We start from the raw sequence: 14735 nt of genomic DNA, 5'->3' as shown, positions 1-14735 counted from the left end.
GATGCTTTGATGGCGACAACGCCAAGCGCGCGGCAAATCAGCGAGGTGTTCCCCCAACCACACAAAACGACGGCTCTCTCGACTTTCCGTATCCCGGCTACGGTCTTGGCATCGGCGGATATCCGCTCCTTGAGCCCCCCGAACCACTATTCGAACAACGCTTTGCCTCGAGAAAGACAAGCGTCGCTTGCCAATTGACCCCCGGGCGTTTTGCCGATACCTTATGCGCCATGGTCAACCCCGAATTCCTTCATCCCGGCGCGCTGATTCGCCAGAACTGCCTCGCGCGCTTCAACCTGAGCGTCACCGACGGCGCGCGCGTCCTGGGCGTGAGCCGCCAGGCGCTCACCAACCTGCTGACCGGCAAGGCGGGCATTTCGCCCGAAATGGCGCTGCGTCTCGACAAGGCGTTCGGCGGCGGCGCGGAAACCTGGCTGCAACGGCAGCTCCTGCACGATCTCGCGAAGGCACGCCTGAGGTTCGACGAATTGAATGTCGTCCCGATGGTCCCGGCGCAGCAGCCCGACCTGTTCTAGCCGAAGGGCCGGCGCCCGGCAGTCTCGCCGTTCCGTCCAATCCGGCGCCGCGTCGCTCGTGCATTCGCAGGCAAAATGACGTACCGGCGCGGACACCCTCACGAGGCGCCGCGTCCGGCTCCTCTAACCCGACCGAATCCCGCCGTGAGAAGCGAAACCAATTTCCGCGTGATCGCGGCCGTGGTGGCCAGCGCGCTGTTCATGCAGAACCTCGACGGCACGGTCGTCGCGACCGCGCTGCCGAGCATGGCACGCGACCTGCACGTGAACGTCGTGTTCCTGAGCAGCGTGATCACGTCCTACCTCGTCGCGCTCACGGTGTTCATCCCGATCAGCGGCTGGATCGCCGACCGCTTCGGCGCCAAGCGCGTCTTCATGGCGGCGATCGCGCTGTTCACCGGCGCGTCGGTGCTGTGCGCGCTATCGAACGGCCTGCCCGCGCTGCTCGCCGCGCGCGTTCTGCAAGGCGCGAGCGGCGCGATGATGGTGCCGGTGGGTCGGCTGATCCTGTTTCGCGGCGTGAAGCGCGAGGACATGCTCGCGGCCACCACCTGGCTCACGATGCCCGCCCTGCTCGGCCCCGTGCTCGGGCCGCCGCTCGGCGGCTTCCTGACCGATGCGCTGTCGTGGCGCAGCGTGTTCTGGATCAACGTGCCGGTCGGCATCCTGGGTTTCGCGCTCGCGGGCCGGCTGATCCCGTCGGGCGGCGGCGAACAGGCGCCGCCGCCCGATCTCAAGGGGATGCTGCTCGTCGGCGCCGCGCTGGCCGCGCTGATGCTCGGCGTCGAGTCGATCGGGCGCGGCATCCTGCCGGCCGGCGCGCCCGAGGGTTTCATCGCGGCGGGCGTCGTGCTCGGCTGGCTGACGCGCCGGCATTGCCGGCGCGTGCCGCACCCGGCGCTCGATCTGTCGCTGCTGCGCATCCCGACCTTTCACGCGGCGACCGTCGCGGGCAGCCTGTTTCGCGCCGGTGCCGGCGCGCTGCCGTTTCTCGTGCCGCTGACGCTGCAGGTCGGGTTCGGCGTCAGCGCGTCGAAGAGCGGACTGATCTCGCTCGCCAGCGCGCTCGGCTCGCTGTGCATGCGGCCGATGACGCGTTTCGCGCTGCACTGGCTGTCGATGCGCACGGTGCTGATCGCCGGCAGTCTCTCGTTCGCGGGGGTGCTCGCGCTCTGCATGACGCTGTCGGCCGGCTGGCCGGACGCGGCGATCTTCGCCGTGCTGCTGCTCGGCGGCCTGAGCCGGTCGCTCAGCTTCGCGTCGATGGGCGCGCTGGTGTTCGCCGACGTCCCGCCCGCGCAGCTGTCCGCCGCGACGTCCTTCCAGGGCACCGCGCAGCAGTTGATGAAGGCGGTCGGCGTCGCGCTCGCGGCCAGTTCGATGCAGGTGACGATGCTGATCGGCGGCCGGACCCAGGCCGGCCATGCCGATTTCTCGTGGGCGTTCCTCACGATCGCGCTGGTCGTGCTCGCATCCTGGCCGATGTTCGCGGCGCTGCCCGCCGATGCGGGCGAAGGGCTGTCCGGGCCGAAGCGCGGCGCGTCGGCTTGATGGGGGGACGCGCCGGGCGTCCGGCGCCGGCGTGAATCCGAACCGTAGGACAACGCGTGCGGCGACCGGAACCCTCGCCTGCGACAGTACCGCCAAGAGAACCGGCAGGCAGGCGAAGTGGGCTATTTTTGCCCATCCCCCGAAAACTGAAAATCCCTCTCAAACCGTTGCCGGATAAGGCTCGCCGGGTTGGATGAATGGCAATTGAGCGTCCCGCGAGCGGGCTTTTACCCCGCCTGTTCGTCGTCTTCATCCGCTGCTTGCAGCATACGGGCCCAGTACTCGGGATCGGCGTAATACGAGGCGAGCGCATCGATGTTGACAGGCAGGGTCGCGGCGCCGAAATCGATCGCACCGAACAGGTTAACGTGCCGCCAGGCGACTGGCGACATACCGGCGATAAACGCCATCGCGGCCTCGTCGCCGGCGGCCCGCTTCTGCTCGTGGACGCGCGAGAGCAAGGCGGTGTTGTAGTGGGTGATGGCGTTGGCGATCAGGCGCGCGCATTCGTTCCAGAGTTGCTGCTCGCTCTCGGTATGCACGCGCAGCTTGCCGCTGTTGACGAAGGCAACCGCGCGGCGCAGCCGGTGATACGCTTCGCCGCGGTTGAGGGCCTTCTGCACGGACTGGCGCAACCCGACGTCGTTGATGAAACGCAGGATATGGCGTGTGCGGCAGAGGTTGTCGAGTTCCCAGAGGGCCTTTTTCGTCTGGTTCTGGCGTTTGTAGCTCGAGAGCTTGCGCACGATCGTGGCCTGCGAGACCTGCTTCTGTCCGAGGATGCCGCAGGCGCCGTCAAGTTCTCGGCCGATGACCTTGAAGCACTGTTCGAACCTATTCCGGTCACCCCAGTCATTTCTCCGGCCACCGCGAAATCGTCATCTCGCAAGACCGGCACGCGTGACGGGTCATCCACCGTCGGTCACGTTGGTAAAAATCGCCTCGCCTGGCCCGTTTTGCACTCTCAAGCATCTCCGCAATCCTCGCCTGGAAAGGGTTTGAGAGGGATTTTCAGTTTTCGGTGGATGGCTAAAATAGCCAAATCGCATCGCAAGGAGAATGCGAGCGCGAGAACACCTCGGTCAATACCGAATGCAGCGCTTGCTTCATTACGCGGATTCGATCGATTCACCCGCCTACTCGACCAGACGGTTTGTTGTGGCAGACCCGCTCAGTATGGTTCTCCACGGCCGACGACCGCACTCTTTTATATGAGACGCGCGTCTAATATTTTCGCCTCCCAAAACCACGACTGGATCAACGGTTGCGCGCCCTGGAAATTATCAATAAACACCGCTCAATCGAGAATATTAATTCAAAAAAAAGGTGTAGAAATTCAAAGTGAAATCCTCTATCTTACAGCCACATTACTCAGAGGTCGCTTCCCGCTGACGAAACTAACTAGTGTCAAGCGATTTCTCAAAAGCCATACCTTTAGTACTCTTTATTTTTTTATGACACGAATGTCATTTTTCCATACGCGTTAAGCTTTGATGACACATCGATCGACAGACTGGTTGTGCAGTCGAGCACGTTGTTGAGACGCATCCGAGTTCCATGATTTAGCTGATCACTACAGCAGTTGTTTATCAATAAGTCGTTTACGGTGCAGATTTTTAACATAAAGAGAAATATATGAGCTCGTTTGAAATCAATGCAAAGCGACGCGCAATCGTCAAGGCAACTACAGTTTTGTTCTCCGGCGGCGGCATGGGATTTTTGGCCGGTTGCGGCGGGGATAGCGATTCCCCGATTGGCGCCGGAGCTGCAAGCAGTAACAAAACGACGGTGTTCGCAGGGGCTGCCAATACTTCTGCTCGTTACACTCCAAAGCAATTTTCCAAATCGGACATTTCCGCCGTCGAGGATTATCGCGTGGGGGTTGCAGGTATTCCGAAATCGGACTTTCTAAACATACATCGCTGGCTGATTGACCGAACCTATCCCAACAGTTCGGAAAAGATGACCATTTACAATGCAGCCGTTGCACAATTGATTACGAGTTTTTTATCAAACAGCACACAACCCGCCACGACAATCTCCAATCCCCCGATCATTGGCCAAGCGCCTGTTCCAACCGATTCACAAGCCGGCGAAAAGCGGGTGAAATTCGCGGTGGCAGCAGATGCCTTGAACGCAATTCGAGACGGTATCGTTTCCACGGAAACATATAGCTCAGACAACGTTTCGGGAGAAGGCGGCGGTTCTTATACGTACTTCATGAATAGCGAAGATGTCATTTCCTTCTTTAATGGCTCCAGCGGGTCCGACAACGGCTCTGGATACATTCTCGCCAACAACATATACATGCAGCTATTGGCGGATCCGGTTATCAAAACGGATTTGAACAATACGATTATTGCACTGGCGTATAACGAGAATAAAAATCTGAAAACGATCAGAGATGACGCTATCGCCCTGCTGGCGAAAGGGCCGGAGTATGCGAAATTCGTATGGGAATTCACCAACCCGCAGTCAACTCGCTCGACAGAGCAAAAGCAGATAGCGCTTCAGATGATTGCCGACGACAATTTTGGGCTATCCATCCTGGATCCGGTCGCCGCGGAGGCCGTGCAGAAAACATTAAGCTACAATCTTATCTCCAGCCAATTGGCGGCAGCACTCAACACGCCGGAAAAATTTATTTCAGATCAGGCCGGGCTTGTCAAGAATTTTAGTTTGGCAGCGGAAAGGAGTGCAATCAACCTGGCTCGAAGCACGAACTCAACCGTCAAAACCGCCGCGACATCGATTACCTCCATAGCTTCGATAATCTCGGGTGAAGCCAAGGAAAATCAATCCGCCATGGTGTGCGAGCTGATTCGCTTCAACAACATCACGATCACAAACAAGAGCAACAAAGTTTCGGACAGCGACATCAATCAGACCGCCGACAAATTATTCAAAAACAACATCACCAAAAAGCAGCAAATTATATCCGCCCTCAGGGATTTCAATAACACCGGCACCCTGGGCGTGATTGGGAGCGGCCTGGCAATCTCCGCACTCATCATGTCCATTATAGAAAAAACTCGATCCGATAAAATTACCGAGGACGATAGAATTTCCCTGGCCTCCGCCAGCCTGAGTATCATTGCCGGGCTTCCGGCCTGGCGCAGCTTCTTCGGAACGGTGCCTCGCTACATGGTGTCCGCTTGGACCAAAATGTGGGGTGCAAAAGCGGCCATCCCCGAATGGTACGGAGCCGATACGGCCATTGCTTTGAACTTCTATCCGAGCACCAGCACCGACACGGCCACGTTACGAACAATCGATGAAGCCGTCCGAAGTGCCGAAACAGGATTTTCATCGGCCAATGCCCTAAACAATTCGTCAACGATAGAAAAGAATGTCACAGCCGAGGTCCAAGCCAGCATCAGGCAACGATTTGCGGGCGAAACGGCACTTGATTTATCGGCGAGCGCAGCCGAAGCACGGTCGAATGCAACGAAATATTCATTCGTGAACATTGCCGGAATGCAAGAGAGGTCCGCGAATTTAGCCAAGTTCGTGTCCGTTGTGTCCATTGTGTTGAGTTTGGCCAGCCTCACGGCGTCATTTCTAAACATCTACGCTGATGCGAAGAAGATCGCCATCGGCGAGGGCAGTATCGCCAATACCTTGTCAACGATTAGCGATTCCGCCGATGCGATCGGAGGCGTATTAGGGACAATTTCCCTGGTCGCTCGCGTAGGCTGGGCTACTCCGTACGTCGCGGGAGCCGGCATCTTTTTCTTCGCTGTTTCCACGGTATTCTGGTTGGCTGCGGCCATCAAGGGCGAGATAGATAGAAAGAATGCAACCAAAATCACAAGGGAAGAATTTAGAAAGCGGATGCAGCGCTTCGAGCAATACAAGCTCGTCAATAACTGGGGCGTAAAGGTACAGTTTCTTGCAGCGTACTATCAGCAATTGGGATGCTTGCAAAAGGGACAAGGATATGCAGATCGCATCACTCCCGCCAACAAATCTGTCCTGCTCGTTGAAAGCGATGCATTTTCGAAGTTTTCGCAGCTGAATTGGAAATCCAATGCAGCGAGCGCCTTCAGGAACGTTTCGAAAAATATGGTTCTCGAAGGAGCGGATGGCGTTACACGTTCCTGGTGGACCAATCCCATGAATTGCGCACCTTAAAATTTTTTGTAGTCTGCTGGTGACGTTGATGTACTGATGTAATTTTGAAGATCGATCGATTTAACATAGAATGAAACACATCTAATTTCACATAATGTACGGAGGTAGTTAAATGAGCAATAAATTTAGCTCTACTATGATTTGTATCGCCGCATTCATGGGATTGAGCTTTATTGCATCACCGGCCTGGTCCCAGGCTCAAAAGACAACGGCGATTATTTCGTTGGCCACGGATGGCAAACTTGCCAGCAGTCAGCCTACGATCAAGAGCCAGCTTCCCGTCATCGATGGCCTGACTGTAGACTTTAATACGATGGCAAACGGGAACCCCAATTTGTGCGCACCGACTCTGACTAATTTGAGCGGATCTCCAGTCACTTTCGGATACACCTCGTACTCGTCTCTCGGCGCACAAACAAAAACCGTATCGCTTACCTCGCTTGCCAGCGGCTCCTCTGAAAGCGTGGACATCGACGATCAAGTTTACTGCGGAAATTCCGCTGTTCTTGGAAAGGCGACGGGTTCAGAAGTTGAAACCGCACAGATTTATGTTTCTACCGGCGGCCAATACCGTTGGTGGGAAGTAAAATGGTGGTCGGTCAACTCCTCTACGACGCCCACGAATAATAAGACGGTTTTCTTTTCCGCCGAACGACTTAGATAATTCAGGTATCTCGATTGTCTCTCAGGCAGTTGGTTGAAGCACTCATTGAATCGCCAGGCCTGTAATGCAGGACGAGACGAGGACGTCGGAAAGCCGTCACCGGCGGACCTCGTCAAAACCTCTTTATTGATACTGGTTCGGCGCGTTCGCGCCGCTATTACTCGCCGAACACACGAGATCCTTCATCCGCCGTTCCGAGTCACGTTCTATCTGGTGTCTGCCGAAGACAAGACGGAGGGTCACTGGTAGCGACAGGTGTGGCGTGCGGTCTATGAAGAAAGGGATTCGCCAGCCGGTTGCTGGACGTTACCGATACGAAACTCGTGAAGCGGGTTCAGCGCGTGGGCTTGATGCTCACGCAAACCTGCCCGCGCGAAGACAGGCACTACACCGCCAGGCCGGTGGGTATGAGCACGCGAAGCAGTACAAACGGCAGCGCACGGTAGCGCGACATCAATCGCAGGATGGTCGCCGCCACTAAAACGCTGACTGTCCGGCTCGAACGGGCGTGATAGTTCTGGTGTCAGTGACCGACGGACAAAAATACGTTGCACGCGCTTCACGCGCCGGAGGTGGAGCGCATCGGTGATGCAGAGCCCAGCGCCCCTGGCGTTCGGCGTAAGGGCTCGCTTGGCGGTCACGGAAATGACCTGATCGTTGGGGTACGCGACCGGCAATTCGTTTGACGGATACACATTGGCGGAGCAACTCGGGTAGAGGAGGAACCTGCTGGGAGTCATCCCGAGCGATGCGAAACCGAGGGCTGTGCTGGTCGAGCTGGTTGTAGCGTAGTCGACGCCGAGATCGCACCGGCCGGCGGATCCATCGCGGTCAATACGAAATTTCGGGTGTAAGCGCCGCCGACAGGCGAACCGGTAATCGGCCACGTCAGGCAAGGATCATGGTTCGCGGCGCCGGACGCTGAAGGGCGCATGGCAGGGGGCGGCACATCGCGAGGTTGGACATCTCGCATCTGCTTCGCCTCGCTCGCGATGTCGATTATCAGGTCATGGCGCTCACCGTTGCGAGGGCGTGTGACATGCCGAAGTCGCGAAGCCAGGCCGTGGCGCGTCGTGAGATTTGCTTCTGAATATTGCAGCCACGACTGATGGAAGTTTCAGATTTAGCGTTTGAGTATTACCAACAGACATCAACAAAGAGAAAATCATGCCCGGCTCTATCTTTAGAAATTTCATATTTGCCATCCTGACGTTTTTAACCCCGGCCCTGGGATTTGCCTCGGGCGCCCAAAGCGATATCCCTTTTTCGCTATGGGGCGTATTGACACTAAAATTCAACGCTTCGAGCATAACGTGCGATGTCGTTTTACTGGGAAGAACCAACAACCTGGATCAGAATGCAACGATAACAAAGGCCTATTTATATGGAGACAAACTATGCGCCCTATCCGCCTCCGGCGGAATGAATTACCCGTGGACGATGAAATTTGTCAAGGGCGTGGAAAACTCCAACACCCCATACGATCATGTTGAGATCAGTGGAATTTATCTCTCAACCTCCGTTGGAGATTGCGTAGGCGAAGCCAACGACGTTCGCATATCAGGATACAACGGCGGAATTCAGGACGAGCTGTATTTCAACGGGGGAAATAACGCCACGTGCAAATTGTTTGGAACATTAAGAATGGTTTCCAAGCCATTGCTTTCCGTTTCGCCCGAGATCGCCAACTCGCGCGCTGCCATGACAGCCAAAAAAGCTCGTTCGGTTGAAGTCGGGCGCAAATGATAGGCTTTCAATATTCACGGATGAACAATTTGCAGTCTCACGACACCTTAAAAAGGCAAATCATGCGAAGCGTCATAATCAGATTTATTTTTATTCGCAACATGATTCTGATTTTTATCGCGGGGTCGTTCGCCGGCGCCGCTAACGCATCGGGAACGGCAGATAATGTGCCGATAGTATTTTCCGGGACTATTAATATTCGCGATAGCGGCCCATACAAGAATGCAAGCTTCCCGAGTATAAGCTGCGACATCCTTCTTGTTGGGACGACGAATGGAAGAGGTTCTCCCATCTCCATTTCATCATCTTTTGTCAAGGGCGGAGACCAATGTCGATTCTATCAATCACCCGATAATCAATTTCAGAGTTCGACGGTCTCCTGGACGCAGGGAACGAACACGCCCAATGTCATTAAATTTTCCAATCTTGTGATTAGTTTGGCGAATGCATATTGCGATGGCGACTTGAAGGCAAATTGGGATCTTTCATCGCGCATCACTATTTATCCAACAAACTTCGGAACCTGCAATGTCGACGGAGTGTTAAACATCATTTCCAATCCAGAGATTAACTATACGATCAAATAAGTGTCTAGTAGGCATGTGCCACTTTTTCGATGAGTCGGGATTTGAAATTTATCCGGGAGATGCCGGTCGCGCGGGACTTTGGGCTTACGGTTCGGTACTGGGTGCCGAAGTTCGGCCGAGCGGTCGCCCGACGCATACGCCTGATGGCACCGATCCACAGCGACAAGTGCATCTCGACGGCCCTATCGCGTCGATCAAGGCCGTGGCGGGCCGTGGATCGGCACGGCGCCATGCTTGACGTCCTGGTGTCGCGCCGGCGCATTGCCGCAGCAGCCAAATGTCTGATGCGCGAGTTGCTCAAGCGCCGCCAGGTTCCATGGACCATCGTGACGGACACACTGCGCAGCTACAAAACGGCAATTTACGTTTAGCGGTACGCGGAAATATCGATACTGAATGCATCTTGCGTCAATGGATTAAGCGTATGGCAAACATCAGATCAGTCTCACTGTGCTTTACGAATGAGGAGCAGGAGTTTGATGAATGGCGACAATGATTGGACGATCGCTTTCTAAATTCCGGATATTCCATCAGCCTCAATCCGAACTGGCGTCTGGCCGATGAGCAATGCGCCTGCGCGCTCATATATTCAGTGAAATTCAAAACCACAAAGGAACAAATCGTGAGAAAGATGATTTCATTCTATTTTTTATCTTTTCTCCTCCTTATAAGTTCTGCGGCAAGGGGAGCAGAGCTTGGCGTCGATCGACAGGCGTATCCGAAGGATGGCCTCATTAAAATAAATTACGCCAACGTACCTGCGTCAAAAAATAATTGGATAGGAATATGGCGCTACAAGGATGGCTCAGGCTCAAGTGGACGAGACCTTCAGGATGGCCCATGGAATCAAACCCAAACCAACAAGGCAGATGCCTGGCAATATGTAACGCAAGAAAACGGCCAGATCACCGTCAATGCTCGCAATCTACAGCCGGGACGATATGCCGCCTTTCTTTTAAAGGAAGGTGGCTATACATGGCTGAGCAACCCGACGCTATTCGACATTGCCGATGACGCCGGAAATGTTGACCTGAAAACGCTGATGTTCAACATTTGGCTTGAGGGAACAAAGGTCTCCGGCGGATTCGACGGAATTGTCAATGAAATATCCGCGACCAATGCAGACATCGTGGCTCTCTCCGAGGTGTCCAATTACGGAGGAGTTGACTTTACGCAACGCCTCGTCGGCGCACTCAGCAAGAAAGGGTTTAAATATTACTCATACAAGGCATCGAAGGACACAGGAATCATTTCGCGATTTCCCATCAAAAGTCACACTGATTTTGATCGATTCACCAAAAGCGTCATTGATGTCAATGGGGTGAATCTGGCATTTTATAGCGGACATTTGGATTACAAGAACTACGCAGCCTATCTACCTCGTGGATATGATGGAAATTCCTCCGCGAAACTACCAAAGCCAGAAACAACTGTCGATAACATTTTGAAAGCAAATGACAGCTCTGCGCGACCGGCGTCGATTCGTGCATTCATAAGCGACGCAAAGCGAGAAATCGAGTCCGGAAGCGCGATCATCATGGCTGGCGACTTCAATGAACCGTCCTGGCTGGATTGGATTTACGAGAATCGCACCTCGTTCGATCATAACGGCGTGGTTATAGCGTGGACGAGCACCAAGCTACTGAGCGAAGCAGGCTTTCAGGATGCCTACCGGGCCAAATATCCCAGCCCGATATTGAACCCCGGATTTACCTGGGTCTCTGACAACCCCGCCAAAAAAGTGAATGAGCTGACATGGGCACCGACGGCCGACGAGCGTGATCGTATCGACTACGTGTTTTATTATCCTGACGGCAGATTGTCGGTAAGGGACGCCATTATTGTCGGCCCGTCACGCAGTATCGTGAAAAGCCAGCGTGTCGGCGAAAGCGCCAGCGATGTATTCAAGGAACCCGAAGGTGTATGGCCTTCAGATCACAAGGCCGTCCTGATTACTTTCGGAATCGGGTCAGCAGGCAAATGAAGTCGAGGCCGGCGTGTTTTCGATTGCAAGCCGCTACAACTGACCGGCGAAACAACCGATCGCGTGACCCCCGTCAGACGCTTCCAGCAGGGCGAGGTGCCGCTCTTCCTGATCAGCCTGAAGGCCGGTGGCGTCGGTCTGAACCTGACCGCGGCCGACACGGTGATTCACTACGATCCGTGGTGGAATCCCGCCGTCGAAAACCAGGCAACCGACCGCGCACACCGTCTGGGCCAGGACAAGCCGGTGTTCGTCTATAAGCTGATTATCGCTGGCAGCGTCGAGGAAAAGATCGTCTCGATGCAGGAGAAAAAAGCGGCGCTCGCGGATGCGATCCTGTCCGAGGATGCCGCGGGCGCCGTCAAGTTCTCGGCCGATGACCTTGAAGCACTGTTCGAACCTATTCCGGTCACCCCAGTCATTTCGCCGGCCACCGCGAAATCGTCATCTCGCAAGACCGGCACGCGTGACGGGTCATCCACCGTCGGTCACGTTGGCAAAAATCGCCTCGCCTGGCCCGTTTTGCACTCTCAAGCATCTCCGCAATCCTCGCCTGGAAAGGGTTTGAGAGGGATTTTCAGTTTTCGGTGGATGGCCAAAAATAGCCAAGTGCATCCGGCGAAGCTGCCCGCCGCGAGGCACCGCGCAACAACCGTGCAGGCGGCAATGGGCAAAGGATTCCGATACCGTTAGGTCGCCGATACGGCCGTGTATGCGTCGCCCGCCCGTCAATACAGATTCTGAAGTCCGAGCACGCTCCCGACCACCGCGCCCAGATAGGCGGGAACCTGAACCGTGCGATCGTTCGCGAACACCCGGCGATCCTGGTACGTGAACGTCTTCATGCCGACATGAAACGCCTTCGAGATGCTCTCGGCCGTTCCTTGCGCGCGCACGCTGAAACGGCTGGCATCCGCGTCGACTCGCGTAAAGCCGCTGCGCGTCAAATAGGCGACTACGTCGCCCACCTGCGCCTGCGCCGGTGCGAAACGCTCCGCCGCGCGCGCGCGGGGATCGGCCGGTAATCCGCCCGCGCCCGATTCGCCCTGCCGCGACGGATTCTGCGGCTTCAGCAGAATCTGTATGTCGAACAGCTGCCCGGCCGGAACCGGCACGGCATGTCCCGCCAGTTGCCGGACGCGCGCCGCCTCGCCGTTCGCGGGGCGCCCGTCGCCGGACAGGTCGAGCGGAGAAATGGTCAACGTGTTCACCCACTGCGCGTCGTGCGCGAACGATGCACCGGAAACCGCAACGGCGGCGGACATGATCAGTGCCGCCATGATGTGTCTGAATCCCACGGTCAACCTCCCCTGATGATCGAAAAAGAAAACGCGCCCCGGCCCGGGCGGATCGCAGGCCCTGCCTGCCCGCGCTGCGGACCCGCTCGAACCGGACGCGATCAGTTCGCCACGAACCGAGCGATCGCCTGGGCCACCTCGTCCGGGTGCGACAGCTGCACCCAATGTCCCGCATCGATATGCACGATCTGCGGAGTCTGAATCGCGCCCTTCAGCGAATCGACCGACGTCGCTTCCTTGACGAACAGGTCCAGCGTCGGAACGATGACCTGGACCTTCTGCGTGACGACCTTGTCATAGGCGGGAAGCAGGAGCCGCTCCAGCACGTTGGCGCGATACAGGTTCAACGCGGTGGCGCCGTCGCCGGATTGATAGGGCTCGCGCGTGCCGCCCTCCAGTTGCACGAGGAAGTTCAGAAGGCCGTTGGGCAGGCCGGTCGCCCACGCCACCTCGGGCAGAACCGGAAAATCCAGTCCGATGATGTAGGCCGACGAGACGGCCTGCGTGATCAGATTCCCCCATTGCAGCGGGTTCACCAGGTTGTTGCGCGCCCAGTGGCTCACCAGGTCCAGGCTGGGTCCGGAAATGCTCGTGTAGGACGCGATTTTCGACGCGACCGCGCCCCGGGCCACGGACTCCCAGCTCTGGATGCTGCCCCAGTCGTGGCCGACCAGGTGAACGGGCCGTCCGCCCGAGGTGGCGTCGAGCACCGCGTTGAGGTCGGCCGAAAGCTGGGTGAGCTTGTACGGCGTGGAGAAGAGACCCGGAGCGGGATGCTCGCTGTCCCCCGACCCGCGAGTATCGTAGGCGACCACATGGTAGTTCGGCGCGAGACGCGCGACCACCTGATCCCACACGTGCGAGGTGTCCGGATACCCGTGAACCAGAACGATCGTGGGCGCCTGCCCCGCCAGCAAGCCGTATTCGTGAACGGCAAGGCGGGCGCCGTCGGTGCTCACGACCACGCGCTCGCGCGGGGCGGGTAAGGCCAGCTTCGCCTCCTTGCTGGAGGCCGCGGCGACAGCCGGCGAATCGCTGCTGAACAGTTGCTGGGAAGAGGCGGCGGGCGCGATGCCCGCGACGGCCAGGGCGACGACGCAGGACCGGACCAGCCGGTGCACGCCGAGAGTCGATTTCATCGTGGGTTTCATGCGAATGCTCCTTGTTGTAGGCGTCGGATCAGTTGCTGCCCGTCCCAATGGTCGCTGCCGCCGGCAGGCCGACCCACGGCGCATGATGGAAATGCAAACTGTGGTCGCAGGTATTGCTGACCACGGAATCGGTCAATTCGATGTAGCCGATCTTCACCCAGTTCTTCAGGTCCGGCGCGCGGATCCCCTGATCGGACGCGAGGATGTCGAATTTCAGTCCGTTGGGATAATTCTTGATGTTCAGCTCGTCCCGGAAATCGTCGCCGTCGTTGCGCGGGACATCCGGCGATCCGACGAATCGCAGCCACACCGGCTCCTTGTGCGGCTGGCCGCTCGCCTGCCCCAGCTGCGCCACCGGATATTGCTGGCGGATCGCGGGCTGGGTCAGATCCGGCGTCAGCTCCGCCGCCGCGAACGTCGTCGCGATCGCGGTGCCCTGAACCGCGAAGAAAGGCAGGCCGATCAGGCTCAGATTGATGACGTCCGAATTGATGACCGCATCCAGAAAGTGCGCAATCGGCGCGCCGGGCGCATCGGAAATCGCGTGAAAGTTGCCGGTCTTGACGACCTGGTTGGGATCGAGCGTGGGAAAGATCTTGCCCGCCAGGCCGAAGGAGCGCAGCTGGCTGCGCTTTTCGTTTCCGCCGATTTCCGACGCGCGCACCACGATCAATCCCTTGCTGCCCTGGCTGAAATAGCCGGTCCAATGCGTCGCGGCCGTGATGTTCCAGGTACCGGCCAGACAGATGCCGATCGGATGCACCAGCTTCTGGGTCGGCTCGATGAAGTCCTCGGACGAACTCAGCGTGCGCCTGGAATCCTTGTAAAGCTGATCCCCATGGGAATACATGTCGACGATATTCGACGTGTAGTGAGGGTAGCCGTTGGCGTAGGGATCGGATTTCACCTTGGCCCATACGTCGTTGAAGCTGGACCCTTGATAATCCGCCGCCGCCGCGGCGGTCGAGAACACGGCGGCGATGATGGAGATCGCCGCCGACAGAACGTATCGCTTTTTCATGAATGGCCCTCTCATTTCGAATCAGGTTTATTTATGAAGCACTGCTTACCGATCAAGGAAAAT

At 57.1% G+C, this 14735-nt stretch carries 11 protein-coding genes and 2 pseudogenes; 9 read left to right on the top strand and 4 right to left on the bottom strand.

Annotated features, from left to right (window positions below; genetic code table 11):
• The first annotated feature begins 230 nt into the window (after window positions 1-230).
• Entirely contained in the window at window positions 231-536 is a 306-nt protein-coding gene (locus tag RZR99_RS03080; protein ID WP_323118264.1) for a HigA family addiction module antitoxin, read from the top strand.
• A gap of 144 nt (window positions 537-680) precedes the next feature.
• Entirely contained in the window at window positions 681-2087 is a 1407-nt protein-coding gene (locus tag RZR99_RS03075) for an MFS transporter (RefSeq protein WP_323118263.1), read from the top strand.
• 227 nt (window positions 2088-2314) lie between these two features.
• Here the strand turns inward: RZR99_RS03075 and RZR99_RS03070 are convergent.
• Window positions 2315-2866, bottom strand: a pseudogene (locus RZR99_RS03070) (Tn3 family transposase); the annotation flags it as partial.
• Between the two features lie 856 nt (window positions 2867-3722).
• On the opposite strand from RZR99_RS03070, the gene RZR99_RS03065 reads away from it, so the two are divergent.
• The 7 genes and pseudogenes from RZR99_RS03065 to RZR99_RS03035 form a co-directional block, all read left to right on the top strand.
• On the top strand, window positions 3723-6221 hold the full coding sequence (locus RZR99_RS03065; protein ID WP_323118262.1) for a hypothetical protein: 2499 nt from the start codon (window positions 3723-3725) through the stop codon (window positions 6219-6221).
• A gap of 112 nt (window positions 6222-6333) precedes the next feature.
• Complete coding sequence (locus tag RZR99_RS03060; RefSeq protein ID WP_323118261.1) at window positions 6334-6885, top strand: hypothetical protein; 552 nt, start codon at window positions 6334-6336, stop codon at window positions 6883-6885.
• Between the two features lie 1167 nt (window positions 6886-8052).
• On the top strand, window positions 8053-8631 hold the full coding sequence (locus RZR99_RS03055; protein ID WP_323118260.1) for a hypothetical protein: 579 nt from the start codon (window positions 8053-8055) through the stop codon (window positions 8629-8631).
• Window positions 8632-8651: 20 nt separating this feature from the next.
• Entirely contained in the window at window positions 8652-9218 is a 567-nt protein-coding gene (locus RZR99_RS03050; protein ID WP_323118259.1) for a hypothetical protein, read from the top strand.
• 29 nt (window positions 9219-9247) lie between these two features.
• On the top strand, window positions 9248-9589 hold the full coding sequence (locus RZR99_RS03045) for a DDE-type integrase/transposase/recombinase (RefSeq protein WP_323118258.1): 342 nt from the start codon (window positions 9248-9250) through the stop codon (window positions 9587-9589).
• A gap of 125 nt (window positions 9590-9714) precedes the next feature.
• Window positions 9715-11202: an endonuclease/exonuclease/phosphatase family protein gene (locus tag RZR99_RS03040; protein WP_323118257.1), complete on the top strand. Its 1488-nt coding sequence runs from the start codon at window positions 9715-9717 to the stop codon at window positions 11200-11202.
• 33 nt (window positions 11203-11235) lie between these two features.
• Window positions 11236-11610: pseudogene (locus tag RZR99_RS03035) on the top strand (helicase-related protein); the annotation flags it as partial.
• A 320-nt stretch (window positions 11611-11930) separates the two neighbouring features.
• Here RZR99_RS03035 and RZR99_RS03030 read toward each other — a convergent pair.
• The 3 genes from RZR99_RS03030 to RZR99_RS03020 form a co-directional block, all read right to left on the bottom strand.
• Window positions 11931-12500, bottom strand: a complete 570-nt coding sequence (locus RZR99_RS03030) for a protease pro-enzyme activation domain-containing protein (protein ID WP_323118256.1) — start codon at window positions 12498-12500, stop codon at window positions 11931-11933.
• A 101-nt stretch (window positions 12501-12601) separates the two neighbouring features.
• The gene (locus RZR99_RS03025) at window positions 12602-13651 is read right to left on the bottom strand and encodes an alpha/beta fold hydrolase (protein WP_323118255.1); all 1050 of its coding nucleotides are present in this window, start codon (window positions 13649-13651) and stop codon (window positions 12602-12604) included.
• 28 nt (window positions 13652-13679) lie between these two features.
• Window positions 13680-14672, bottom strand: a complete 993-nt coding sequence (locus RZR99_RS03020; RefSeq protein WP_323118254.1) for a hypothetical protein — start codon at window positions 14670-14672, stop codon at window positions 13680-13682.
• Window positions 14673-14735 lie beyond the last annotated feature (63 nt).

This window comes from Burkholderia alba, assembly GCF_034721475.1.
Taxonomy (GTDB): Bacteria; Pseudomonadota; Gammaproteobacteria; order Burkholderiales; family Burkholderiaceae; genus Burkholderia; species Burkholderia alba.
The sequence above is the reverse complement of the archived record's forward strand: the minus strand, read 5'-3'. Positions and strand labels throughout refer to the sequence as shown.